The following is a 22,899-nucleotide window of genomic DNA, read 5'->3' as shown; positions in this document are numbered from 1 at the left end:
ATTTGAGCCCCGCCTTTGGCGGGGTTTCTTAATTTTATGGATGAGCCGGATTATTTAGTGAATTTTGTCTTGTAATAAAATTGTAGCACATGAATACAGCTGTTTTTGTAATTTTATATGTAATAAGTGATTTAATATTAGCATTGGGATTTTTTAAAATTCTTACTTCAAAATATTCAGTTCCAATATTTATTATTACGTCTGTTTTGTACCTATCAGCAGTTTACGCTCTTGCTGAAATATTTAATCGGTTGCATATTTATTTTAGACACAAAGGTTATACAATAGAAACTGGGCATGCATCAATTTTAGAACTTGAAATTTGGTTTCTCTTTCAGGTTCTTTCAATAATCCTTATTGTCATTGCTTTAAAACGGAAAAGATGTATGGATAAATAAATATTTGAAAAGTTGGCCATTTTAAATAGGATTTTATCATTCAATTCAAAATATCATATATTTTTGCAATGAATGCTGCGGTTGCATTAATAGAAAATTAACCAAATATAAATTAGAACAAGATGATTAAGAAAATCACATCGGCTGTAAAACTAATGTTAGGTGCTATGGCACTGGTAGTAATGTTTACCACAGCTGCCCTGGCGCAGGACAAAGCTGCCGAAAACCTTACTAAGCTTAACGACCACATGAAAACACAGCTGTCATTAAACGATAGCCAGTATGTAAAGGTTAATGATATTAACCGCGTGTTTGTTACTAAAGCTAAAGAAAGCGAAAAGAGTAATGCCAACAAGCTGGATAAAGCTAAAAAAATAAAAGCTTTAGAAGAAGACAGGGATACAAAACTAAAATCTGTCCTTACTGCAGACCAATATAAAATATTTGTGGCTAACAGGGGTGAGAACACCAAAAAGCTAAAAGCGTTACTTCCTGCTAAAGAATAACAAAAAACCCGGAACTTAAATTCCGGGTTTTTTGTTGCTTTTATTTCAAATGGGGATCTAAAATTTCTCTGCAGATGCTTTTTTCCAGAAGTAAAACATATCTGTAGGTACAGAGTGCCCCTCCAGCATGCAGCCCGGTATAGGTTCAGGATAGGTTTGCAGGTAGGTTTTAATAGTTGTACGATCTGTACGCATGCTTACCACACTACGGTCTACATCATCGGGGTGGCATATACCTGCCGATGCCATAAGGTCCATAGCGCTTTTAACGGTTTCATGCTGAAAACGGTATACACGCACACTCTTCTCTTCAGGAACCAATCCCTTAACTAAATGCGGATCCTGTGTGGCAACGCCGGTAGGGCAGGTGTTGTTATGGCATTCTAACGCTTGTATACAGCCCAGGGCAAACATCATTCCGCGGGCAGAGTTACAAAGATCGGCACCTATAGATAATGCCTTGATAATATCAAAACCGGTAATGATTTTGCCGCTTACAATAATTTTTATCTGGTCTTTAATTCCGTAACCTACAAGGCAGTCGTAAACAAATGCTACGGCATCACGAAGCGGCATGCCCACGTGGTCGCTATATTCCTGTGGGGCGGCTCCTGTACCTCCCTCGCCACCATCTACAGTAATAAAGTCCATGTAGGTGTGGGTTTGTACCATTGCCTTACAAATAGCAATAAACTCGTGCTTGTTGCCTATACATATTTTCATACCTATGGGCTTACCGCCAGACCCTTTGCGAAGCAGTTTTACAAAATCCATCAATTCTAACGGTGTTGTAAATGCTGAGTGATACGGTGGCGATATGATATCATGGCCTTTACTTACAAGCCTGATATCTGCAATTTCGTCGGTTACTTTTTCTTTAGGCAAAATCCCGCCGTGGCCGGGCTTGGCACCCTGCGAGAATTTTATCTCTATCATTTTTACATTATCCAGCATGGCGCGTTTTGTGTACTGCTCGTAGCTAAAATGGCCATCATCATCTCGGCAGCTAAAGTAGCCTGTACCAATGTTCCAAACCACATCGCCGCCTTCCTGTAAATGGTAAGGAGATAAACCACCCTCGCCGGTATTGTGGTAAAAGCCGCCCTGTTTTGCTCCCCTGTTAAGGGCTATAATGGCATTTTTGCTAAGCGAACCATAACTCATGGCACTTATATTAAATAAACTGGCAGAATAAGGCTGGGTGCATTGAGAAGAGCCTATAACAACACGTGGGTTCATGTTTACATCGGCAAAAGGGATGGCACGTATGCTGTGATTTATCCATTCGTAACCTTCGTCATACACGTTAAGCTGGGTTCCAAATGGCATTGTGTCGGTTTCTTTTTTACTGCGCTGGTAAACAATGCTGCGCTGCAGGCGGTTAAAGGGTTTGCCGTCAAGGTCTGTCTCAACAAAGTACTGCCTTATTTCCGGCCCTATAGATTCCAGCAAATAGCGCAGCCTGCCCACAAGGGGAAAGTTGCGGCGTATGGTTTTCTTGGACTGGAACATGTCATACAATCCCATTAAAATTAACGGTAAAAAGATGAACAACAGTAAAGCCGATTTTGGGGTTATGTAAGTTAGAATGCCTATTATGGCTAACGAGGTTATGCTAAACAGTATAAATATTTTTCTCATGTGTGTGGCTCAGTTTGTTCTGTGTTAAAGATGCCATACAAAAATAAATATATCTGGCAGTTTAATCTCTAACACTTATTTTAAAATAAATATTTCAAAGCTTATTTTTAATAATTCTGCATAGTAAGTTTTAGTATCAATAATATAATTATACATACATATTTTTAGCGATAATGATGTTACACGTCGATTAAATAGTTATTGTATTGTTAATATTTTTATAATTGCTACTGGGAGTGTTATATTTACTATGATATATACCTATGAAAAATGAAAAATTTTGATATGCCACTATTTAGTAATACGTGTGGCAAACTGTATGCCGATACTGTCGTTTTTGCATTGGTTAACAGAGAGTTTATATTACCTGTAGAAGACATAAAATATATATCTTTAAAAAAATCGATTAATTTGAGCAACTTACTATATTTGGCCCTGCCGGCGGCCGTTTTTATATTGTCTCGCCTGGTTAGAGATGACGATACTTTTATTAAAGTATTTTTATGCGGCATAGCATTTGCTTTTACCGTAATATGTCTGGTAAAAGTTCAAAAAAAGTATACCGTACGCATAAAGATGGTTAACGGGTCGTTAAAAACCATACACGTTGCTAAAGCTAATTATAATGACGCCCAAAAATTTATTTACAAAGCAACAGAACTTATTAAAGAACAGCGTGCGTTTGCAAATAATGAAGCCATAGCCAATAGAAAAGAGACCCAGGCTTTTTCTAAATCAGTTTCTAATATTGTCCATCATTAAAAGACTGTAATATCAAAAACAAAGAATCCCAAAGTTATGCTTTTGGGATTCTTTGTTTTATTTAAAAGTATAGCCTATACGTATATGGGCATCAACTACTACGTCATCCCTTCGGGCTAAGAACTGGCTATCTGAAATATATCTGAGGTATCCAACACCTATACCCAGCTCATAGTTAAAATTACTTTTAGCTATTGCCCTGCGTATTCCCCATTTAGGTGTAAAACTTATTTGGTTAGGTACATATATATAATCAGGCCCGCCTATTTTAAAAAGGTCAGGATAATATTTAACGGCTAGTGTTATAAAGTTAGCACTGTTGTTTTCTGTATGTTTGCCTTTGCGTGCACGCTTTTCTATATTATAATACCAGCGTGGCTCTATACTTATATCCGGTGCAAAAAATGTCCCTTTATCTTTTATAACAGATGTGCCATTGTATTTATATGCATCATAATACCATAGGTCGAGCCCTGCCTCTGCACGTAAAGCCCAGCGTGTACTAAGCGGCATCTCATAATTTACATAAATGCCAACTATACCTGCCTGTACATTAAATAAAGATTCTACTGCTCCGGCTTGTGCTTGAGGTACATCTGTTTGTGCCGATGCACTAAAACTATAGCAGGATAAAAGTGCTGCTATAAATAACTTTTTGATTGTCATATAATTTTTTGGTGATTTGATAATTCAAAAGCGAATTTAAGATTATTAATTTCACAGCCAACCTGCAAGCAAAAAAAAATCCCGAAGCGTTTTTGCTTCGGGATAAGTAGTAAAAGCGTTGCTGTTACTTAATATTCATTTGCTTGGCAAGCGGGGCAGGCAGGCCGCCTTTGTTTACCATTATAGCAGTACTTTTATATTTCACAAAGTTTTTGCTCATGTACAGGTAGCCTTTATAATCGTTGCTTGCTCCCCATGAGTTTTTAACAATGTAATATTCTTTACCATTCTGGTCTTTACTAAGGCCAATGATGTGCATACCGTGATCATCGGTAGTCTGGTAATTGTCAAATGCCTTTTGGCGCATCTCTTCGGTAACGTCAAGTTCCGGCTGCGGCCCTTTAAAGATAGTTTCTTTCTCTTCAGGAGTCATTTCTGCAAATGGTTTGGTAGGTATGTAAGCCACACCATTTTTCCAGCTAAAGCCTTTTTCGCTTACGTCGCCGGCCCAGCCTACTGTGTACCCTTTTTTAAGGGCATTGTCTATAATAGTGGTAAGGTCGTTCATCTTTACATTATAAACAAGATCTAAAGACCAGTTGTCAGGCACCATAAGTACCATTTTTTCGTAGTAAGGGTGGTCTTTAAGCGACGATATCTCTACATACTCATCAGGGTTAATACCTACTACTTCTTTAGCAAAAGATTGCGGAGTGTACTTTTTTCCTTTGTAATCAAAAGATTGAGGTACTGCACCTAAGTAAGAATCTATAACAGCAGTATAGGCTTTTTCCCAGTTAGGAGTAAGCTCGCCATTAGGGTTTTTAACCACTGCCTGAAGCAATCCTTCCTGTATAGCAGCCATTTCGGCAAATTTATTATTTGCAGTACCATAGTTAAGGCCTGTATATGCACTCTGCGGAAGCGCACCATACTGGCGGTACATATTTATAACATCGTGTAGTGCACCACCGTCGCCCAGAGTGGTGGCACCGTGCATGCGTACATAATTTTTACCCTTTTCTATATAAGCATTACGCGCAGTATATATTTGCGACAATTCTACAGGCTGTTTGCCCATACGTATCATTTCTGATTCAAGAAACGAATTTGTAGAATAGCTCCAGCATGTGCCTGATGATCCCTGGTTTTTTACCGGAGTATTATCAAGGCTTATAACATCTGTAAAAACAAAAGAGTCTTTACTATTAGCACTAAGGTTGCCGTTAAGCGAATTTACAAGGTTGTCCTGTGCAAAGCCCATGCTTATACCTCCTAATAAAAGAGAGGCTGCTACAAATGGCTTTAAAGAAAATTTGTACATAGTTTTTGTTTTTTAATTTAATCGTAATAGGCTGCTAATGTACAGAAAATTTATAAATAGTTAACTTTCTTTAAAAATTCTGTAACGCATTGCATTCAAAAAGCACGCCATTACAATAATTATACACCATTAATGTAAATTAATTATTCGAAGATATAAGGCTTTGGCTACAAAACGGCAGTTTAAGTGATAACTACAATGTCTCTTTAAGCCATTTAAAGTATTCACGCTGCCACACCATAGCATTTTGCGGTTTTAATACCCAGTGGTTCTCATCAGGGAAATAAAGAAAACGGCTTTTTATACCCCTTAACTGTGCTGCCTGAAAAGCTTCCTGTCCCTGGCCTATAGGCACACGAAAATCTTTACCGCCCTGTACAATAAGTATAGGTGTGTCCCATTTATCTACAAAGTTTACAGGGTTAAATTGTGAGTACGTTTTTTGGGCTACAGCATTGTCCTTCTCCCAGTACGGGCCACCACTATCCCAGTTGGTAAAAAACACTTCTTCGGTAGTGCCATACATACTTTGCAGGTTAAAAACGCCATCGTGGGCAATCAGGGTTTTAAAGCGTTTATTGTGTATACCTGCTAAATAAAACACAGAGTAGCCGCCATAACTGGCACCCACAGCGCCCAGGCGGGCTTTATCTACATACGATTCTTTAGCTACATCATCAATAGCGCTTAGGTAATCGTTCATTACCTGGCCGCCCCAGTCTTTACTAATAGCCTCGTTCCATTCTACACCATGGCCCGGCATGCCCCTTCGGTTAGGCGCTACAACTATATATCCCTGTGCCGCCATCAGCTGAAAATTCCATCGATACGAATAAAACTGCGTCAACGCACTTTGCGGCCCACCCTGGCAGTACAATAGTGTTGGGTATTTTTTTGTAGCATCAAAGTTGGGCGGCAGGATAACCCATACCAGCATCTTTTTACCATCGGTAGTAGTTACGTAACGTTTTTCGGTCTTGCTCAGCGCAAGTTTGCTGAAAACGGCATTGTTAACCGTAGTAAGCTGTTTCCACGATTTCTTTTTAAGGTCGTAACTGTATATCTCAGAGGCGTGGTTGGTATCGGCACGTTCTACAATAATGTTGTTACCGTTAAAGCCTACAATACCGTTCACGTCAAAAGCACCGTCGGTAAGCTGTGTTATTCTAACAGCGATTTTTGTAAGTCCGGGAAAGTTGACTTCAAACAACTGTTTTGTGCCGTCTACAGGTGCTAAAAAATATACTTTTTTGCCGTCGGCACTCCAAGTAAAACTATCAACAGTGCCATCCCATCCGGCGGTAAGGTTAATCTTGGTACCTTTATGGCTTACAATAATATCATTTTTATCTGCCTCATAGCCGTCTCGTTTCATTTGAAGCCAGGTAAGGTCGCCCTGCGGAGAGAATGCCGGGTTAGTGTCATACCCGGGATTATCGGGCGTTAAATTTTTAGTGGTCTTGGCAGCAAGGTTATACTCATAAAGGTCTGTATTAGTACTCGTGGCATAGGCTGTACCCGCCTTCTTTTTAGATACGTAGATGATGCTTTTGCCATCGGGGCTCCAGGTATAATCTTCTTCGCCGCCAAAAGGTTTCTGAGGAGAATCGTAAGGTTCTCCTGCCATGATATCTATAAACCCCTCCCTGTTTTCTACAGGATAATAACATATATGATTGTGTGTACCGTCGTTCCATGTATCCCAGTGGCGGTAATCTAATCCGTTGTAAATTTGTACGGTAGATTTTGTCAGTTCCGGATAAAAATCGCTGCCCAGTACTTTATCAACCTTAATTTCTTCACTGGTAAGTCCAAATTTTCCATCGGGAGAAATACTTGTGTCTTTTACCAGACTTTTCGAATTATGTATCTCGATAGCAGTGCCGCCGTTAACAGGAATGGTATAAAATTTTGAATCCGATTTATTTTCGGCAACATCAGGTACCGAAACTTTATATACAATGGTTTTCCCGTCTTTAGATATGCCCACGGCACTCACGCGGCCAAGGCTCCAAAGCAGTTCGGGGGTCATTACTTGTTGTGCCGAAGCAGATAATCCCATAATGCTTAAAGTTAAGAGAAGTATTTTTTTCATTTTTATGAAGGGTTATAAAAGTGTACCAAAAATAATTAATAGTTGGCAGGTAGCGGGTAAAGAGGGAGGATTTAATTTTTTAAAGCGATTTTGAATTTACATACCCCTGACCATCGCAAAGTTGTAGTGTGTATATATTTTTTACAGTCCTCTCCCCAACCCTCTCCAAAGGAGAGGGAGCAGATACACTGGAATATTTTTGACTATAGATTAGCCTTAATTCTACATTGATTTTTGTCGAACTTTACTCGTTTTGTTGGCTCCCCTCTCCTTCGGAGAGGGGCCGGGGGAGAGGACTTTTAGTGGAATTATTTATTTAAATTTTATCCACACGATAGCTCTTGAGAGAGGCTTGGGGTATGTATTACCTATCAAACGAAAACTACGACTGCAGTTAAATCACAAACGATAACTCAACACTATAGAGCCGTAATAGTAACCGGTAATAACACGGTTAGTAAGTTCTTTACTGCGGTAATTAAAAGAGTAGGAGTAGGTCCAGTTATTGTAACGGTATTTAACACCGGCTTCAGCATTAAAGCGAAAGGGAATAAGCGGAAAAGTAACCGGACTGTTATTGTTAAACATGCTGCCCAGTATGGTAGCATCATAATTTTGATAATTGAGTACCGGGTTTATGTATAAAAATAATTCCCGCTGCTGCCGCGAAAGTTCCTTATCTATATTAAGTGCAGCACCGTGTAGTGCCGAATCGTACATGGGCAACAGCTCCCTTTTAAGGCTGATGCGCATCATTGGCCCTACCGATGCTCCCATCCAGATGGTACCCACGTTGAGTTCTCCCTGTACATGAAAATCTACATTTTCGTGAAACCTGCCGGATAGTATTTTATGCGAATATACAGCCTGCGCCTGCGCGGCAATGGTAGTGGTTATTTGGTATTGCCAGCCTTGTACCGTGGGGTAGCCAATAATTTTATGCAGCCCCCTTTGTAACTGCTCAGCATACGACTCCGGCCCTACCACACCACCCTGAAAGTTGAGTTTCAGTACGCTTTCATTTTTATAAAAAGTGTTGATGCCTGCTTCGGCAAAAAGGTAGCCTGCAAACGGGCGGTCGTTTACATTAATATCTGCCGCACGAACAGATTGCGGATTGTAAATATATTGCCCTAACCGAAACTCGGTTATTTTCTTGGCAACGTTTTCATTTTTAGAATTGCCCAGGTAACGGTAAATAAGTTCGATGCCGTTAGTGTAATACTGGTCGTTTATGGGAGATGTGTACAGGTCGTTATCGCTTATAATGCTAATTTCGGCAGGCTTTTGAGCAAAACCAAAAGTGCTGTATAACAAAGCGAATAATAACCCATAGCGTGATTTCATTTAATAATCCAGTTTTACGTAGCGCATTAATTTTACTATCCTGCCTTTACGTCTTTGTGTATATCGCGACGAGTTTACTGCTTTAAACTTAAAAGGATTAGGCAATATTGCGGCAATACCCGCTGCTTCATATTTAGTAAGGTTAGCAGCATCTTTATGATACCAGTGTTGTGCCGCAGCCTGGGCTCCATAAACACCGTCGCCCATTTCTATACTGTTAAGGTATACTTCCATTATGCGCTCTTTACTCCATAGCAGCTCTATAAGCATTGTAAAATAGGCTTCAAGCCCTTTGCGAAGGTAGCTGCGCCCCTGCCATAAAAATACATTCTTGGCAGTTTGCTGGCTTATGGTACTGCCGCCTTTTATGCGTTTGCCTTTGCTGTTGTTTTTATATGCCTTAAACATAGCATCAAAATCAAAACCGTGGTGTATTAAAAAACGATCGTCTTCGCTGGCAATAACTGCCTTTTGCAGGTTGGGCGAAATTTCTTCGAGCGGTACCCAGTCGTGGCTGCTGTGCATTTCTTTACCGTCGCCTTTTTGTTCAAAGGCGCGTGTTATCATAAGGGGTGTAAACGGAACAGGAACAAAACGGAAAACTACAACAGAGAATACCGATAGGACTATAAACCAAAGCAGGGCTTTATAAAAAATGCGGAGTATTTTTCGCAGCATACAGAATAGGGGATTAGCAGATGCGAAATTACAAATTTAGCGGTTACCTAAAAGTGATTTTTAGCATGAAAATAATGTTATGCCCATATATTTGTAAAACTACACTTTAAAGTATCTATACTTGTTTTAACCTGCTCTTTTAAACCAGTTTTTGATTGTACGATATTGAAATTAAGAACATATAGCTGAGTCTTTAATTGAAAATAATTGGACAGATTACCTCTTAAAAATTTGCTAAATGCAATCTAATTGCATTTTCAATACATTTTATAATTATCTTTGCAGTTCATGAAAAGAAAGTTTGCTTTATTCAACCTGGTTTTAATGGCATTAGTGCAGTTCACTATTGCTTACCAGTCTTTTCATGCCTTTAGCCATACCCATTATGCCGAATCGCATAAACAGTATGAGCTAAAAAAAGACTCAAAACATGATGTTGCCCAAGACCATGTGCACGATGATGAAAGCTGCTCTGTCTGCGATTTTCATTTTGATTTCTTTGTGGCACCACAGCAGTTTTGCTTAACGCTCAATTTCCCTTTTACACAAATTCCTTACAGCTACAGCAGTTTAGAAAGTAATACTTTCTTTGCCGGTAGCCTCTTTGCCCTTAGGGCACCTCCTGTTTTAGCATAGCTAAAACTCACCTTATCCTTCTCAATATTACTATTTAGGAAAGCTATACCACAAAGATGCGCAAAGAGAGCACAAAGATTTACAGAGAGAGAAAGTTTGCAACTTCGTTGCGAGTATGCAAAGCGTTATGTTATAGTGGCATAAAGCTATAGTCATATTCTATATTATTCACACAGCTTTATATTCTCTCGCTTTAAGCGTAATCTCAATTTGTCGATCCTTTGCGAATCTCCGCGCTCCCTTTGCGCATCTTTGTGGTAGAATTCATATCCAATAAGTATAAAATTTTGAAAAAGGACTGTAGGTGAGGTAAATCCATTTATTTACTTCAAGCAATCTTACCATGCGAATTTATTTTACGCTTCTGCTTATTACAGCGGGAAGCTGGTGCACCTACGCCCAAAACACTTCGAGCGGAAAGGTAACCACCACACAAGGACAGCCCTTAGATGGCGCACATATTCATATTGACGACCTGCATGCCATGACCCTGCCAGATGGCTCGTATACACTACCCGGTATTCCGGCAGGCAACCATCGTGTTGTGGTATCGTTCATTGGCTATAAAAGCATGGATACGCTTGTAGATATTTATCACAACTTAACGCTTAATGTTGTGCTAAAACCTACAAGCACCCAGTTGCAGGAGGTTGTACTTACAGAAAACGTTTCAGCAAAAAGCACCACGCATGAACAGAAGCTAAAAACCGAAACACTCGAAAAGTACAGCAACGCTTCGTTAGGCGATGCCCTAAAAGAGATTGCGGGGGTGAGCGCAGTAAAAATGGGCAGTACCATTGTAAAGCCTGTAATTAACGGCCTGCACAGCAGCAGGGTTCCCATAGTATCTAACAATGTGCGGATGGAAGACCAGCAATGGGGTACAGAGCACGCGCCTAACCTGGATATTAACGCCGCCGGAAAGGTATCTGTTATTAAGGGCGCATCGGCATTGCAATATGGTGGCGATGCCGTGGGCGGTCTTGTGCTGGTAGAGCCGCTTACCGTGCTTAAAGACACACTTTTTGGGCGAACTATACTTACCGGCGACAGTAACGGCCGCGGCGGAAGCGTAACCTCAAGCCTGCATCAGGGTGCCGAAAAGGGCTGGGCATGGAACGCTGCCGGCACGTTTAAATATTACGGCGACCGCGAATCACCTAATTATGTATTGTCTAACACAGGAAATAGAGAAGCTAATTTTGCCGGAGATGTAAAATACATTGGCAGCAATTATGACCTTACCGCTTACTATAGTTTTTACAATGCAACCATAGGCATTGCCGAAGCTACGCACACCGGCAGCACGTCCGACCTTGTTCGTGCCATAAACAGCCGTGAGCCTAATGTGGTCCGCCCGTTTACTTATAAAATAGGTGCACCAAGGCAGGAAATACAGCACCATTTGGCTAAGATAAACTTCAACAAAAAAATAGACGACAATACATCGCTTGCTGTGCAGTATGCTTTTCAGCTTAACAAGCGTGAAGAGTATGACCTGCGCCGAGCCGACCTGATAAACAAACCTGCACTCGATCTTACCCTTGCTACCCACAGCGTTAATGCCGACTGGAAACAAATTAATGGCAACGCCACAATTAAAGCAGGCTTAAGCGGATTGATGCAACACAATGAAGCAAGCCCTTACACAGGAGTCCGTCCGCTAATACCTACCTATGAACGTTATGATGTCGGAGCTTACGGAATTTATTCCTATGCTTTTAGCAATACACTAACCGCAGATGCAGGCGTGCGCTATGACTTTTCGCACATACAGGCATCTAAATATTACCAGATAACCCGTTGGCAGGATTTAGGGTACGTAGGAGTTTATGACAAATTTATAATTCAGGATTTTGGCACCCAGTATTTTACCAAACCCACATTTACCTATCATAATGTATCGGCAAGTTTAGGGATACGTAAAGAGCTTAACGGCAACCTTAGCCTGTTAGCAAATGCGGCCCTTACCATGCGAAACCCTAACGCTGCAGAACTTTTTAGCGATGGCCTAAACCATACCAATGCCACTATAGAGTTGGGTAATCTGGGTAACAAAAAAGAGGAGGCTATTAAAGTTTCGGCTACGCTGTTAAAGACAGGTAAGGTTTTTAGCTTTGAAGCTACCCCTTACATTAACCGCATCAATAATTTCATATACCTGCAACCCGGCCAGGCAGAAGCTACTAACCGCGGAACATTTCCTGTTTTTCGCTACAAGCAGACGGATGCTTTTATGGCAGGGCTGGATTTGCATGCCGACTGGAATATTACAAACCGCTTTAAGTACATTTTTAGTGGCGCATATGTATACGGGCAAAACACTGCCGAAAATCTTCCGCTCATCGATATGCCACCGGTTAACATTTCCAACACAATAAGATTTACGAAAACCGAATGGAATAGTTTTTTTGCTGAATTGCGCAGTGAAGCCGTCTTTACCCAAACCCGCTACCCCGATTATAATTTTAATGCAAATGTACTTGTAAATAATGAGTTTGTATCTACACTTACAGATATCAGCACAGCACCAAAAGGGTACCACCTACTGCATTTTACAACAGGTATGCAATTTAAGACGGGTAAATCGCTAATAGCTGTCAACTTCTCAGTCAATAATATTTTCAATATTGCTTACCGCGACTACTTAAATCGCCAGAGGTTATATACTGATGAGCCAGGCCGCAATTTTCAATTACAATTAAAGTTCAATTATTAATCAATTAAATATTTTATCACATGAAAAATTTCAAAATCCTTGCATTGGCATTGGCAACTATCGTTTCATTTTCTTCTTGCAGCGACGACGACTCTGTAGCGGCACCGGTAAACGAAGAAGAGGTTTTAACCACTATAACGGCAACATTTACACCTGCAACAGGCGGTACACCTATTGTACTTATGTCCCGCGATCTTGATGGCGAAGGGCCTGCTGCACCGGTTGTTACCGTGTCCGGCAATTTTACTGCCGGATCAGATTACACAGGGGCTGTTACTTTTTTAAACGAAACAACAACTCCTGTAACAAATACCACACTTGAAATTCAGGAAGAATCGTTAGATCACCAACTGTTTTTTCAGCAGTCTGGCTTAGGTATTTTTGCATATGCCGACAGGGATGCAAACGACCACCCTATAGGGCTAAGTTTTACCTATAAAGCGGCTGCCGCATCGGCAAGAGGTAACTTAACCATTACGTTAAGGCATTTACCTAATAAATCGGGCGCAAATGTATCTGCAGGTGATATTACAAATGCAGGCGGTGGTACTGATGCTGAGGTTACCTTCCCGGTTGTAGTACAATAATATCTATTATTTTAACCCCGAATTTGGCTTATCTACAGCAAGGTTCGGGGTTGGTTTTTTCTCAACCTGCCATGCTTATTTTTATTTATTTTGCTACACATTATAAAATTGCAATTAATTCATAAATAAGTCTTTAACAACATTTTCATTTCACACTGTAAATTTAATTTCAGTAATATGATATTTTTAATGCCGATAATGCATCAAAACTTATCAAAACGGCGACTATAAAATGCAATTAATAAAAATCAGGCAATTGCCTGATTGCTAAATTAATGTCAAAATATTTACTAATAATTTATTAACTTGGATAAAATTTAAAGTTATACCAATTAATACATTATTTTATGAATTCAAAATTTACTCAAATTGTAAGAATCCTGCTTGGCCTTATCCTTGTTATTTTTGGTGCTAATAAAATTTATTCCTTCATTCCACTCCCCTCGCCACCTCCCGAAGCCGCAAGCTTTATGGAGTCGTTAGCCGCTACCGGTTATGTGCTTACCGTAGTAGCCGTATTAGAAATCATTATTGGGCTTATGCTTATCTTTAGGCTATGGGTTCCGTTTGCGCTTTTAGTACTCGTACCCATATCGTTAAACATACTATTGTTCCATCTTTTTTTAGATGTTCCTGCCATAGGCACAGCACTTTTAGTAGTTATTTTAAATGGCGTGCTGTTGTACAAAAACAGGCGTAAATACAAACCGCTGTTTGCAGAATAACCACTGCTTTTTTAGTATTTTTGTGGTGACTAACCCAACCCAAAATGAATAAAACTATAGTTACACTTGCTATGGCTACCGGCCTTGGCATGACCGCACAAATGAACCAAAAAATTAATTACCCCAACACCCGTAAAGACAACACTAAAGACACTTATTTTGGTACAGAAGTACCAGACCCATACCGCTGGCTTGAAGACGACCGCAGCAAAGAAACTGCCGAATGGGTAAAAGCCGAAAATCAGGTAACCTTTGATTATTTATCGAGAATACCATTTCGTGATGCCATAAAGGCTCGCATGGAAAAGCTATGGAATTACGAGCGCATCTCGGCACCATTTACAGAGGGCAGCTATACGTATTACTATAAAAACAACGGCCTTCAAAACCAAAGCGTTTTATATCGAAAAGACAGCAAGGGTAAAGAAGAGGTGTTTCTGGACCCTAATACTTTTAGTAAGGATGGCACAACATCATTGTCATTTGTAAAGTTTACCAAAAAAGGTGAACTGGCTGCTTACATGATATCTGAAGGCGGAAGCGACTGGGGTAAAATAATCCTGATTAATGCCATTACTAAAAAACCGCTTGGCGAAACTATAGAAAACGTAAAGTTTAGCGGCATTGCCTGGAAAGGCAGCGATGGTTTTTACTACTCAACCTACGAGAGACCCGAAGGTAGCCTGCTATCTGCCATGACAGACCAGCATAAGGTGTATTACCATAAATTAGGCACACCACAAAAAGAAGATAAGGTTATTTTTGGCAATGATATAAAGAGGCGCTACATAAGCGCCTACCTTACAGAAGACGAACGCTTTTTAATTGTAAACGCCGCAAACTCCACATCGGGCAGTGAATTATACTTAAGCGACCTGAGCAAACCAGGAAGTGGCATGATAACTATTGCTGATAATTTTGACAGCGACAGCCATGTAATAGATAACGACGGTACAACGCTTTACATTTCCACCAACTACAATGCCCCTAACACAAGGGTAGTAACTGTAGATGCATCCCAACCGCAACAAGCTAACTGGAAAGATTTTATTAAGGAAACAGAGCATGTGCTTTCTGCATCAAGCGGAAGCGGATACATTTTTGCCAGCTACATGCAAGATGCTATATCTGTAATTAAACAATATGACCATAAAGGCAAACTCGTTCGTGATATAGCATTACCGGGACCGGGTACTGCAGCGGGTTTTGGCGGAGATAAAGACGAAAAAGTTTTGTACTATTCGTTTACCAACTACATAACACCGGGAACCATTTATTCTTTCGATCCAAAATCAGGGAAGTCGGAAGTTTATGCCAAGCCAAAAGTAGATTTTAATAGTGATGATTATGTGTCTAAGCAGGTATTTTACACCTCTAAAGATGGTACGAAGGTACCCATGATAATTACACACCGTAAAGATTTAAAATTAGACGGCACTAACCCAACTATGCTGTATGGCTATGGTGGTTTTAATGTAAGCCTTACTCCTGCCTTTAGCATTGCCAATGCCGTTTGGCTGGAAAATGGAGGAATCTACGCCGTTCCTAATCTGCGCGGCGGTGGCGAGTATGGTAAAAAATGGCACGATGCCGGCACCAAACTGCAAAAGCAAAATGTATTTGACGATTTTATTGCCTCAGCAGAATACTTAAATACAAACCACTATACCTCTAAAGAATACCTTGCCGCAAAAGGAGGTTCTAACGGTGGCCTTTTAGTAGGCGCGGCAATGACACAGCGTCCCGATCTTTTTAAAGTTGCATTACCGGCAGTTGGTGTGCTTGATATGCTTCGCTACCACACCTTTACATCGGGTGCAGGATGGGCATACGATTACGGTACATCGTCAGATAGTAAAGAAATATTTAATTACATAAAAGGTTATTCGCCCTTGCACAATATAAAAAAAGGCACACATTACCCTGCCACGCTAATAACTACGGGCGACCATGATGACCGCGTAGTGCCGGCACACAGTTTTAAGTTTGCCGCAACATTACAGGAAAATCAGGCAGGTAACGAACCTGTGCTTATTCGCATAGAAACTAATGCAGGGCATGGGGCAGGAAAATCGGTAGCACAAACCATTGCAGAAGCTGCCGATATACAGGCTTTTACACTATATAATATGAACCTGTCAGTTAAAAAGTAATACAGTTTAAAAGATAACTTTTACTAACCCGCTCATTTAAGCGGGTTATTTTTTTAATAGCTTTAGTTAATAGCTTTTGAAAAACTCACATTTCATAAAAAAAGCTGCTATAAAGCAGCTTTAAAAACTAACTAACACAAATATTTACTCTTAACTAACTCATAACAAATAGTTTTACTTCAGTAGCCATATCATTTAAACCCAGCTCCTGTGTAAAATATAAATATACATTAATACCATCACAATATCTATAACTTGCGTTAATTTTCGATTAAATACATGTTATTTAAGATAAAAAGATTAAGACATATAGTATTTGTTAGCATATACTTACATAAAACAAAATATCTTACACTTGGGTACAATAAAAATATAAGGTTTAATTACCCTTTAACTAAAGGCTGATTAAAAAAATATCAGTAATTTCACGGACTTAAAATTAGCCGTATTGAAAAGCAACAACAAGCTGTTTATATTTATAATTATTGGCCTTATACTGGGTGTAGCCCTTGGTGGTCTTGTGCATTACCAGTATGCCGATAGTGCTGCCGGTTTTGCAAAAAATATAAAACTACTGGGCACCCTGTTTATACGTATGGTGCAAATGATTATTGCCCCACTTGTATTTTGCACCCTTGTTGTGGGTATTGCAAAAATGGGCGATATGAAAATGGTAGGCCGCGTGGGAGTAAAAGCTATGGCATGGTTCCTTTCGGCATCACTTATGTCGCTGTTGCTGGGCATGGTACTGGTAAACTGGCTTGAACCGGGAAAAAACACCAGTGTAACCATGGAAAGCGTTGCTCCGGCAGACGACCTTGTAAATAACACCGGCTCCTTTTCTCTCGAAAATTTTGTGGTGCATATAGTTCCTAAAAGCCTCTTTGAGGCAATGGCGAATAACGAAATACTGCAAATAGTTATCTTCTCTATAATGTTTGGTATAGCATTATCGTCTGTTGGCGAAATTGCAAACCCTGTAATACGCACACTCAACACCATATCGCACGTAGTGCTAAAAATGGTGTCTTACATTATGTGGGTTGCTCCATTTGGTGTTTTTGGTGCCGTAGCAGGGGCAGTAGCCATTTACGGTTTCGACATCTGGAAATTATACTACAATTATCTTTTAGATTTTGCATTGGGCATTGCGCTTTTATGGGTAGTATTGCTTAGCGTGGGTTACCTTATACTGGGCAAAAGGCTGTTTGTATTATTAAAAAGGCTTGCCAGCCCATTACTTATTGCCTTTAGCACTACAAGCAGCGAGGCCGTTTTCCCTAAACTTACAGAGGAGTTGGAACGTTTTGGCTGCGACCCTAAAATAGTATCATTCACTTTGCCGTTAGGATATTCTTTTAACCTGGACGGCAGTATGATGTACATGACCTTTGCCTCGCTTTTTATAGCGCAGGTGTACGGTATAGATATGCCTATAGAGAAGCAGCTGCTAATGCTGCTCGTACTTATGCTTACCAGTAAAGGTGTGGCCGGTGTGCCCCGAGCATCGCTTATAGTGGTGGTGGCTACCTGTGCCATGTTTGATATCCCTGCCGAGGGGATAGCACTTATACTGCCCATAGACCATTTTTGTGATATGGCACGAAGTATGACAAATGTATTAGGAAATGCCCTTGCTACCAGTGCGGTAGACAAATGGGAAACAAAAACGATTAACTAAAATTAAACACTCATGGGTTTTCAATGGACCGACTTAATTAATCCTGAATTTTATATAAACCTTAAAATAGGAAATGTTACGATAGGTATTTACGTAATTTTATTCATTGTTTTTGCCGAAACAGGTCTTTTTGCCGGTTTTTTCCTGCCGGGCGATAGCTTGTTGTTTCTTGCCGGCATTTACAGCACTGACTTAATGAGTACAATAATACCCATAGAAAGTGATTTTGTAAATGTTACACTTCTGGCTATCATGGTCGCAATTTCGGGTATAATTGGCAATACCTTTGGCTATTGGTTTGGTGCTAAAAGCGGTACATTCCTTTACTCAAGACAGGATTCATTTCTTTTCAAGAAAAAATACCTTATACAGTCGCACGAGTTTTTCGAAAAACACGGCGGCCGCGCTATAATTTTTGCGCGTTTTCTACCCATCATCCGTACGTTTGCCCCTATTATTGCAGGTGTTGTAGGTATGGAGAAAAAGAAATTTATGCTGTATAACATCATCAGTTCTTTTTTATGGTCGTTTGCACTAATATTTGCAGGACACTATCTTTCGGCATTATTCTTAAAAGAGTTTGATATCGACCTTAAAAAACATATTGAAATCATTATTATAGCCATTGTACTTATGACAACAGTTCCGTTAATACTAAATGCCCTTAAAGGCAACAAAGTAACAGAGCAGGAAGCTATTGATGAAGCAAAAGATGATGATAACGACACAAACATTATGCCTCACTAATGCAGACTAGCTGGTGGGAGATAAACAGTAATTAATGACCTGACGGCCATAAATCACTTACGGCTCCAAAAATTTACTTAACAAATATTAATTATCTTAAGAAGGATATTAATATACATTGCCGGAAGCAAAATGCATGGTTAGTATTTCGTTATCTGCACGCAGGATACATTTTTAATTGTAATTTCTTTGCCGGTTTTAATCAGGAGCCCGGTTATTGCATCGCGCCTGAAAACAATTACATTGCTACTGTTTACGTTTGTGACTATCAAAAATTTACCACTTGGATCAATGGCAAAAATGCGCGGATGATTGCCAAGTGTAGACTGGTAGCCAACCGGTTTTAAAGTGCCGTTTTCGCCTATCGAAAATATAGCAATATTGTTTTCTTTTCCCCTGTTTGAAGCGTATAAAAACTTCCCATCGGGAGAAATATGAATGTCAGAACTCTCAAAACCTCCTGTTACTGTTTCAGGATGGGTGTAAATTCTTTGTAGGCTGTCTAACCCGCCGTTCTTATAAACATAAGCGCTTACAGCGCCGCCCATTTCTTCTATGCAGTAGGCAAATTTGCCGTTTGGGTGAAACGTAAAATGCCGTGGCCCGCCACCGGGAGTGGTAGGTATATAAGTACTGGCAGTATTTTGTAATGGCTCACTGGCTGCTGTCTCATTAAATGTATATGCTCTTATTTTATCAGCACCAAGATCCGGGAAAAATATGTATTTAAAATCAGGTGCAAATACAGCCGAATGGATGTGCGCGCCTGTCTGCCTTTCGGGGTTTATACTCCCTTCGGTAAATTTAAAGTTTTGTACCATTGCACCAATGCTTCCATCCTGGTTTAAGTGGTGCACCGAAACACCTGCATCTGTATAATTTGCATTTATAATCCATTTCTCTGATGCGTCAACCGTTACATAAACAGGGTTTTCGCCACCGCTTTCCTGTCTGTTCATAAACGTTAGGCTTTTTGTTGTAGGATTAAATTTGTATGCGCTAACGCTGCCTTCATTAGGAGTTTTAGTATTGGTACAGGCATATATAAATCCATTTGGTGTTACTGTCAGATAAGATGGATTGCCTACTTTAACTGATGTAATTTTAGATAGCCTGCCACTTACAGTATCCAGTTGATATACATAAATACCTTCTTTAACCTGATTTTGGTTGTACGACCCAAAAAACACATACGTGTTTTGAGCAAATGTATTTATTGTAAATAGTATGAAGAAGAGTGGGGAGAGTTTTTTAATCAAGGTATGAAAATCGTAAAATGTTGTATATGATGTTGTATATGATGTTGCAATCCGGAAAGAGCGGTCATGCGAGGCACGAAGCAATCTTTTAAGTTAGGAAGTATTGAGAATCTGACATAATAATTCTATACACAGATTGCTTCGTGCTTCGCAATGACTAATCACTCTGTAGAATGTCACTATTCAACAATTACTTCATTAATTTTCTTTACCAACTCCTGGTTAACATTACCTGTAACTTTTATATTTGTATAAGATTGCAGCACATAACCACTTGATGCAGAATACGTATAATACTCTGTTTTTTCGAGCAGACCGGTTTCGTCGTAATAATACTTTGTTTTATCATCAGTGCTGCTATTGCTGGTATATCGGTTTCTGGTTTTACCGTTAATTATAATTTCTTCTTTTATAAAACTATTGCTGTCATTATATTGGCTGGAAAATGTACCTGTACGGAAATTATCCTTATACATAAAATTACACTCCCACTTCAGGGTATCGGCATGAATTTGGCGTATGCCTTCAAGCTTCCTGTCTTTGGTATATGCTTTCTCCAGAAAATCATCAGGCTCGCGTATTGTTTTTATGTTATTGCCAATGCTATCATACTCATGTACTACCTTTGCAAAAACAGACCTTTTTCCTGCATAAAAAACAGAAGCATCGGTAAGGCGTTCCTCCCTATCATATACATATTTTGTTTCATACAAAGGTTTTAGTTTGCTATCGCCATTCACCCATTTAACCATTTGTACAGGCTTATCTTTTTTATAAGTATAGGCTTCTACATAATCAGGCTGGTTATTGGGTACTTTTATGTAGTGAACCTTTTCCTGTAATAAACCTCTTTTGCCAAAGTAAAATACGGTTGATGATTTATCTGCAGTAGTTATATCCTTAGCTGTTGTCAGAGCATGAGTAATCACTTCAACAATTATATCGCCGTCCTTTTTAGGAATCTGGCAATATATCGGCTGAAGGATAAAAAGTACTGCAATAAGGTAAAGGCAGTTCATTACTGGGTTACTTACTTATCTCAAATATAAGCTAATTCATGATTATTACTTCGTCTTGCAACAACTAATCTTTTTCCGATAATTAAATAATAACCCGCAGCATCCTAAAATACTGCGGGTTATTAACTATGAACTCATCTTGACTTTTTTCAATTGGCTGCAAAATGATCTTTTCGCTCCATATTTTACCTGTTTCATTATTCCGTAGCGCTGCTATGCAATGCAAAAAAGCCAAAATCTGAAATAAAAATCTCTATTTTTCGCTTCAATCAAAAAAGTCAAGATGGGTTATACTTTAAAAAAGTGTTACACCAACTTATTCTCAACTAAATACTCTGCAATCTGCACCGCATTTGTAGCAGCACCTTTACGAAGGTTATCGGCAACTATCCAAAGGTTTAGTGTGTTTGGCTGGCTCTCATCGCGACGAATACGGCCTACAAAAACATCATCTTTGCCTTCTGCATATAACGGCATTGGGTAATCAAACAACGCAATGTTGTCCTGTACGGTTATACCATCGGTTTCCTCTAAAATTGTACGTATATCGGCCAACTCATAATCATTAGTAAACTCTACGTTTACCGCTTCGCTGTGCCCGCCCACAGTTGGGATGCGCACGGTTGTAGCAGTAACCTGTATAGAGTCGTCGCCAATTATTTTTTTGGTTTCGCGTGTCATTTTCATTTCTTCCTTGGTATAGCCGTTGTCTTCAAACACGTCTATCTGCGGAATCGCATTACGGTGAATAGGGTATTTATATGCCATTTCGCCCTCAATGCCTGCATACTCGTTTTCGAGCTGTTTAACAGCCTTAACTCCTGTGCCGGTTACACTTTGGTACGTAGAAACTACTACGCGCTTAATGTTGTATTTTTTATGCAACGGCGCCAGTGCCAGTACCATTTGTATGGTAGAGCAGTTAGGGTTGGCTATAATTTTATCGTCTTTAGTAAGTTCGCCGGCATTAATTTCGGGAACAACCAGTTTTTTTGTTGGGTCCATACGCCATGCGCTCGAGTTGTCTATCACAGTAGTTCCCGCCTCTGCAAAAACCGGTGCCCAGATTTTACTTGTGTCGCCACCTGCCGAAAATAATGCTATCTCGGGCTTCATGCTAACGGCAGTTTCAAGGCTTACCACCTTATATTTAGTTCCCTTATATTCTACTTCCTTACCTACAGATCGCTCTGAAGCTACAGGTATTAGTTCGGTTATTGGGAAATTTCTTTCTGCCAGTACTTTAAGCATTACTTCACCTACCATTCCGGTAGCGCCTACAACAGCAACTTTCATATTAAGATGGTTATTAATTAAACGAATAAGGCAAAATTAGTTATAAAAGTGTTTGAAACCACAAAAATATAACAAAGAAAAACCGCCTTTTAAAAGCGGTTTTGTGAATAATAGAATATGTAGTATAGCGGAAACGTCTTTTTATAACAAAGCTAAAAATACTCACTAATCAAAAATAGAGAATACACCAATTAGCATTTCAAATATGCATATTATTCATGTAAGATCTTCAAAATCTTTTCTCTTTTTCATAATTAATTACAGCGTCCTGCTTTGTATAGCATCCCTTATTTCCATAAGCAATTTTTCTTCGTTTGTAGGTGCCGGTGGAGCGGCAGGAGCAGGAGCTTCTTTTTTACGGGTGCTGTTTACTGCCTTAACAATAAGGAACAATACAAACGCCACGATTATAAAAGTAATTACATTACTAAGAAAATTGCCATACTTAACCCCTGCACCCCAGGTAAGTTGTTTAATATCTTCGAGACCGGCTTTTTCAAGTATGGGCGATAGTATAAGCGGAGTGATAATATCTTCTACCAGCGATTTTACAATGGCACCAAAGGCAGCGCCTATAATTACACCAATAGCAAGGTCTAATACATTACCCTTAAGTGCGAAGTCTTTAAACTCTTTAGCTAATCCCATATCTTGTATTTT

The 22,899-nt window shown here is 39.6% G+C and carries 20 protein-coding genes; 10 read left to right on the top strand and 10 right to left on the bottom strand.

Annotation, left to right across the window (positions count from 1 at the left end; all coding sequences use genetic code 11):
• Positions 1 to 89: 89 nt before the first annotated feature.
• Positions 90 to 398 (top strand): hypothetical protein, encoded by a 309-nt coding sequence (locus F565_RS0120305; protein ID WP_020215088.1) that lies wholly within the window; start codon positions 90 to 92, stop codon positions 396 to 398.
• 122 nt (positions 399 to 520) lie between these two features.
• On the top strand, positions 521 to 904 hold the full coding sequence (locus tag F565_RS0120300) for a hypothetical protein (protein WP_020215087.1): 384 nt from the start codon (positions 521 to 523) through the stop codon (positions 902 to 904).
• Positions 905 to 961: 57 nt separating this feature from the next.
• Here the strand turns inward: F565_RS0120300 and F565_RS22125 are convergent, their stop codons facing one another.
• Positions 962 to 2,545 carry an FMN-binding glutamate synthase family protein gene (locus F565_RS22125; protein ID WP_020215086.1) on the bottom strand — a complete coding sequence of 528 codons (1,584 nt, stop codon included), beginning with the start codon at positions 2,543 to 2,545 and terminating at the stop codon, positions 962 to 964.
• 270 nt (positions 2,546 to 2,815) lie between these two features.
• Between F565_RS22125 and F565_RS0120285 the strand changes: the two genes are divergently transcribed.
• Complete coding sequence (locus F565_RS0120285; protein WP_020215085.1) at positions 2,816 to 3,307, top strand: hypothetical protein; 492 nt, start codon at positions 2,816 to 2,818, stop codon at positions 3,305 to 3,307.
• A gap of 57 nt (positions 3,308 to 3,364) precedes the next feature.
• On the opposite strand, the gene F565_RS0120280 is transcribed toward F565_RS0120285, so the two are convergent.
• The 5 genes from F565_RS0120280 to mtgA all read right to left on the bottom strand — a co-directional run bounded on the left by F565_RS0120280 (position 3,365) and on the right by mtgA (position 9,417).
• Complete coding sequence (locus F565_RS0120280; RefSeq protein WP_020215084.1) at positions 3,365 to 3,973, bottom strand: hypothetical protein; 609 nt, start codon at positions 3,971 to 3,973, stop codon at positions 3,365 to 3,367.
• A 124-nt stretch (positions 3,974 to 4,097) separates the two neighbouring features.
• Positions 4,098 to 5,297, bottom strand: coding sequence for a C1 family peptidase (locus F565_RS0120275; RefSeq protein ID WP_020215083.1), 1,200 nt, complete (start codon positions 5,295 to 5,297; stop codon positions 4,098 to 4,100).
• Positions 5,298 to 5,490: 193 nt separating this feature from the next.
• Positions 5,491 to 7,392, bottom strand: a complete 1,902-nt coding sequence (locus F565_RS0120270; protein WP_020215082.1) for a S9 family peptidase — start codon at positions 7,390 to 7,392, stop codon at positions 5,491 to 5,493.
• Positions 7,393 to 7,791: 399 nt separating this feature from the next.
• Complete coding sequence (locus F565_RS0120265; RefSeq protein ID WP_020215081.1) at positions 7,792 to 8,739, bottom strand: lipid A deacylase LpxR family protein; 948 nt, start codon at positions 8,737 to 8,739, stop codon at positions 7,792 to 7,794.
• Positions 8,740 to 9,417, bottom strand: coding sequence for a monofunctional biosynthetic peptidoglycan transglycosylase (gene mtgA / locus F565_RS0120260; protein WP_020215080.1), 678 nt, complete (start codon positions 9,415 to 9,417; stop codon positions 8,740 to 8,742).
• 288 nt (positions 9,418 to 9,705) lie between these two features.
• Between mtgA and F565_RS22570 the strand changes: the two genes are divergently transcribed.
• The 7 genes from F565_RS22570 to F565_RS0120225 all read left to right on the top strand — a co-directional run bounded on the left by F565_RS22570 (position 9,706) and on the right by F565_RS0120225 (position 18,665).
• A complete protein-coding gene (locus F565_RS22570) occupies positions 9,706 to 10,053 on the top strand; it encodes a hypothetical protein (protein ID WP_020215079.1) in 348 nt (115 codons plus the stop codon).
• Positions 10,054 to 10,396: 343 nt separating this feature from the next.
• Positions 10,397 to 12,772 carry a TonB-dependent receptor gene (locus F565_RS0120250; RefSeq protein ID WP_020215078.1) on the top strand — a complete coding sequence of 792 codons (2,376 nt, stop codon included), beginning with the start codon at positions 10,397 to 10,399 and terminating at the stop codon, positions 12,770 to 12,772.
• Positions 12,773 to 12,792: 20 nt separating this feature from the next.
• Complete coding sequence (locus F565_RS0120245) at positions 12,793 to 13,359, top strand: hypothetical protein (RefSeq protein ID WP_020215077.1); 567 nt, start codon at positions 12,793 to 12,795, stop codon at positions 13,357 to 13,359.
• Positions 13,360 to 13,706: 347 nt separating this feature from the next.
• Positions 13,707 to 14,084: a DoxX family membrane protein gene (locus F565_RS0120240; RefSeq protein WP_020215076.1), complete on the top strand. Its 378-nt coding sequence runs from the start codon at positions 13,707 to 13,709 to the stop codon at positions 14,082 to 14,084.
• A gap of 44 nt (positions 14,085 to 14,128) precedes the next feature.
• Positions 14,129 to 16,237, top strand: coding sequence for a prolyl oligopeptidase family serine peptidase (locus F565_RS0120235; protein WP_020215075.1), 2,109 nt, complete (start codon positions 14,129 to 14,131; stop codon positions 16,235 to 16,237).
• A gap of 448 nt (positions 16,238 to 16,685) precedes the next feature.
• Positions 16,686 to 17,918, top strand: coding sequence for a dicarboxylate/amino acid:cation symporter (locus F565_RS0120230; protein ID WP_020215074.1), 1,233 nt, complete (start codon positions 16,686 to 16,688; stop codon positions 17,916 to 17,918).
• 12 nt (positions 17,919 to 17,930) lie between these two features.
• On the top strand, positions 17,931 to 18,665 hold the full coding sequence (locus F565_RS0120225) for a DedA family protein (protein ID WP_020215073.1): 735 nt from the start codon (positions 17,931 to 17,933) through the stop codon (positions 18,663 to 18,665).
• A 140-nt stretch (positions 18,666 to 18,805) separates the two neighbouring features.
• On the opposite strand, the gene F565_RS0120220 is transcribed toward F565_RS0120225, so the two are convergent.
• From F565_RS0120220 to mscL, 4 genes are all read right to left on the bottom strand, one after another.
• Positions 18,806 to 19,924, bottom strand: a complete 1,119-nt coding sequence (locus F565_RS0120220; RefSeq protein ID WP_026300204.1) for a lactonase family protein — start codon at positions 19,922 to 19,924, stop codon at positions 18,806 to 18,808.
• A 179-nt stretch (positions 19,925 to 20,103) separates the two neighbouring features.
• Positions 20,104 to 20,943: a hypothetical protein gene (locus F565_RS0120215; protein ID WP_020215071.1), complete on the bottom strand. Its 840-nt coding sequence runs from the start codon at positions 20,941 to 20,943 to the stop codon at positions 20,104 to 20,106.
• 306 nt (positions 20,944 to 21,249) lie between these two features.
• On the bottom strand, positions 21,250 to 22,239 hold the full coding sequence (locus F565_RS0120210) for an aspartate-semialdehyde dehydrogenase (protein WP_020215070.1): 990 nt from the start codon (positions 22,237 to 22,239) through the stop codon (positions 21,250 to 21,252).
• Between the two features lie 258 nt (positions 22,240 to 22,497).
• Positions 22,498 to 22,887 carry a large conductance mechanosensitive channel protein MscL gene (gene mscL / locus F565_RS0120205; RefSeq protein WP_026300203.1) on the bottom strand — a complete coding sequence of 130 codons (390 nt, stop codon included), beginning with the start codon at positions 22,885 to 22,887 and terminating at the stop codon, positions 22,498 to 22,500.
• Positions 22,888 to 22,899: the final 12 nt, after the last annotated feature.

It is taken from the genome of Flavobacterium rivuli WB 3.3-2 = DSM 21788 (assembly GCF_000378485.1).
GTDB classification, from domain to species: Bacteria; Bacteroidota; Bacteroidia; order Flavobacteriales; family Flavobacteriaceae; genus Flavobacterium; species Flavobacterium rivuli.
The sequence above is the reverse complement of the archived record's forward strand: the minus strand, read 5'-3'. Positions and strand labels throughout refer to the sequence as shown.

What these genes read in the sequence shown, in the direction of transcription:
- F565_RS0120305 (WP_020215088.1), top strand. Translation starts at nt 90, where the DNA reads ATGAATACAGCTGTTTTTGTAATTTTATATGTAATAAGTGATTTAATA.
- F565_RS0120300 (WP_020215087.1), top strand. Translation starts at nt 521, where the DNA reads ATGATTAAGAAAATCACATCGGCTGTAAAACTAATGTTAGGTGCTATG.
- F565_RS22125 (WP_020215086.1), bottom strand. Translation starts at nt 2,545, where the DNA reads ATGAGAAAAATATTTATACTGTTTAGCATAACCTCGTTAGCCATAATA.
- F565_RS0120285 (WP_020215085.1), top strand. Translation starts at nt 2,816, where the DNA reads ATGAAAAATTTTGATATGCCACTATTTAGTAATACGTGTGGCAAACTG.
- F565_RS0120280 (WP_020215084.1), bottom strand. Translation starts at nt 3,973, where the DNA reads ATGACAATCAAAAAGTTATTTATAGCAGCACTTTTATCCTGCTATAGT.
- F565_RS0120275 (WP_020215083.1), bottom strand. Translation starts at nt 5,297, where the DNA reads ATGTACAAATTTTCTTTAAAGCCATTTGTAGCAGCCTCTCTTTTATTA.
- F565_RS0120270 (WP_020215082.1), bottom strand. Translation starts at nt 7,392, where the DNA reads ATGAAAAAAATACTTCTCTTAACTTTAAGCATTATGGGATTATCTGCT.
- F565_RS0120265 (WP_020215081.1), bottom strand. Translation starts at nt 8,739, where the DNA reads ATGAAATCACGCTATGGGTTATTATTCGCTTTGTTATACAGCACTTTT.
- mtgA (WP_020215080.1), bottom strand. Translation starts at nt 9,417, where the DNA reads ATGCTGCGAAAAATACTCCGCATTTTTTATAAAGCCCTGCTTTGGTTT.
- F565_RS22570 (WP_020215079.1), top strand. Translation starts at nt 9,706, where the DNA reads ATGAAAAGAAAGTTTGCTTTATTCAACCTGGTTTTAATGGCATTAGTG.
- F565_RS0120250 (WP_020215078.1), top strand. Translation starts at nt 10,397, where the DNA reads ATGCGAATTTATTTTACGCTTCTGCTTATTACAGCGGGAAGCTGGTGC.
- F565_RS0120245 (WP_020215077.1), top strand. Translation starts at nt 12,793, where the DNA reads ATGAAAAATTTCAAAATCCTTGCATTGGCATTGGCAACTATCGTTTCA.
- F565_RS0120240 (WP_020215076.1), top strand. Translation starts at nt 13,707, where the DNA reads ATGAATTCAAAATTTACTCAAATTGTAAGAATCCTGCTTGGCCTTATC.
- F565_RS0120235 (WP_020215075.1), top strand. Translation starts at nt 14,129, where the DNA reads ATGAATAAAACTATAGTTACACTTGCTATGGCTACCGGCCTTGGCATG.
- F565_RS0120225 (WP_020215073.1), top strand. Translation starts at nt 17,931, where the DNA reads ATGGGTTTTCAATGGACCGACTTAATTAATCCTGAATTTTATATAAAC.
- F565_RS0120215 (WP_020215071.1), bottom strand. Translation starts at nt 20,943, where the DNA reads ATGAACTGCCTTTACCTTATTGCAGTACTTTTTATCCTTCAGCCGATA.
- F565_RS0120210 (WP_020215070.1), bottom strand. Translation starts at nt 22,239, where the DNA reads ATGAAAGTTGCTGTTGTAGGCGCTACCGGAATGGTAGGTGAAGTAATG.
- mscL (WP_026300203.1), bottom strand. Translation starts at nt 22,887, where the DNA reads ATGGGATTAGCTAAAGAGTTTAAAGACTTCGCACTTAAGGGTAATGTA.